This window comes from Methylobacterium sp. J-026 (assembly GCF_022829585.1).
Lineage (GTDB): Bacteria > Pseudomonadota > Alphaproteobacteria > Rhizobiales > Beijerinckiaceae > Methylobacterium.
The window spans coordinates 1-1679 of record NZ_JAKSYC010000018.1 but is presented as its reverse complement, the minus strand read 5'-3'; the positions used below and the strand labels follow the sequence as shown (position 1 = coordinate 1679).

Sequence of the window (1679 nt, the reverse complement as noted above, 5' to 3'; positions counted from 1 at the left end):
GGGGAACCTCGCGGGCTTCGCCAGCCCCTACGTGATCGGGGCCCTGCGCGACGCCACCGGCAGCACCGCGGCCGGCATGTACGCAATCGCGGTGATGCTGGTGGTCGGCGCGGCCTGCGTGTTCGTCACGCCGGCCCGGATGGTCAACCGCTGAGGCCTTGAGCCAAGCGCGCCGGTCTCCCTCCCCCCTCTGCGGGGGAGGGTGGCCCCTGCGTCAGCAGGGGTCGGGTCGGGACGAAGTCCCGCAAGGGGGGAACCCGGGTTCAGGAAAGGGCGCAACCTTCATGAAGGCCGGCGTTCAATTCTGCACCGTCGCTCCCCTCTCCCGACCCGCTTCGCGGGCCACCCTCCCCCGCAGAGGGGGGAGGGACAAATGCGGCTCCCGATGCACCCCACTCAGCGACGTAACGACCCCTTCCACCACTCCAGGCAGGAGCCGCTCCCGATGACCAACCCAACACACCGCGCCGCGGTGATCGGCCTGGGCTCCATGGGCTCCGGCATGGCCGGCTCGCTCCTGCGGGCGGGCTTCTCCGTCGCCGCCTGCGACGTGAACCCGGAGGCGGTGGCGCGCTTCGCCGCCGCCGGGGGACGCGCCGCCGCCAACCCGGCCGAGGCGGCCCGGGACGCCGACGTTGTGGTGAGCGTCGTCGTCAACGCCGCCCAGACCGAGGCGGTGCTGTTTGGCGCCGCCGGCGCCGCCGGCGCGATGCCCGAAGGCGCCGTGTTCGTCTCCTCCGCCACCATGGACCCGGCCGTCGCCCGGGCGCTGGCGGCAAGGCTGGAGGCCACCGGCCGGCACTATCTCGACGCCCCGATGAGCGGCGGCGCCGCCCGCGCGGCGGATGGCGGCCTCACCTTCCTGGCCTCGGGCTCGGCGGCGGCCTTCGCGAAGGCCCGGCCCGCCCTCGATGCCATGGCGGGCACGCTCTACGAGCTCGGCGACGCTGCCGGCCAGGGCGCGGCCTTCAAGATGATCAACCAGCTGCTCGCCGGCGTCCACATCGCCGCCGCCTGCGAGGCGATGAGCTTCGCCGCCAAGCAGGGCCTCGACCTCGCCCGCGTCTACGAGGTGATCACCAAGTCGGCGGGCAATTCCTGGATGTTCGAGAACCGGGTGCCCCACATCCTCGACGCCGATTACAGCCCGAAGAGCGCCGTCGACATCTTCGTGAAGGATCTCGGCATCGTGCAGGACATGGCCCGGGCCGAAAAATATCCGGTCCCGGTGGCGGCGGCGGCGCTTCAGATGTTCCTGATGGCGTCCGGTGCCGGCATGGGCCGGGACGACGACGCCTCCGTGGCGCGGCTCTACGCGCAGGTCTCGGGGGCCAAGCTGCCGGGTCAAGCGTAGCCGGATCGAGCGTAGGGAGTCCCAGAACAATGCCGCGCTTCGCCGCCAATTTGAGCCTCATGTTCAACGAGGTTCCGTTCCTCGACCGATTCGAGGCCGCCGCCAGAGCCGGATTCGACGCCGTCGAGTTCCTGTTCCCCTACGAGCACCCGCCGGAGGCCATCGGCGCGCGGCTCCGGGGCAACGGCCTGACCCAGGCGCTGTTCAACCTGCCGCCCGGCGATTTCGCCAAGGGTGAGCGTGGCTTGGCGGCGTTTCCCGAGCGCTTCGATGAACTGAAGGCGGGGGTCGAGACGGCTTTGCGCTATGCCGAGGCGACCGGCGT

At 71.4% G+C, this 1679-nt stretch carries 2 protein-coding genes; both read left to right on the top strand.

Going from position 1 to position 1679, the window contains the following annotated elements; all coding sequences use genetic code 11:
- Nucleotides 1-385 precede the first annotated feature (385 nt).
- Nucleotides 386-1354: an L-threonate dehydrogenase gene (gene ltnD / locus MKK69_RS00440; RefSeq protein ID WP_279598100.1), complete on the top strand. Its 969-nt coding sequence runs from the start codon at nucleotides 386-388 to the stop codon at nucleotides 1352-1354.
- Between the two features lie 29 nt (nucleotides 1355-1383).
- The coding region (locus MKK69_RS00435) for a TIM barrel protein (protein WP_409564759.1) at nucleotides 1384-1679 on the top strand (296 nt) is incomplete at its 3' end.

Bases quoted from the DNA above. Each gene is read 5' to 3' on its own strand.
- ltnD (WP_279598100.1), top strand. From the start codon at position 386: ATGCACCCCACTCAGCGACGTAACGACCCCTTCCACCACTCCAGGCAG.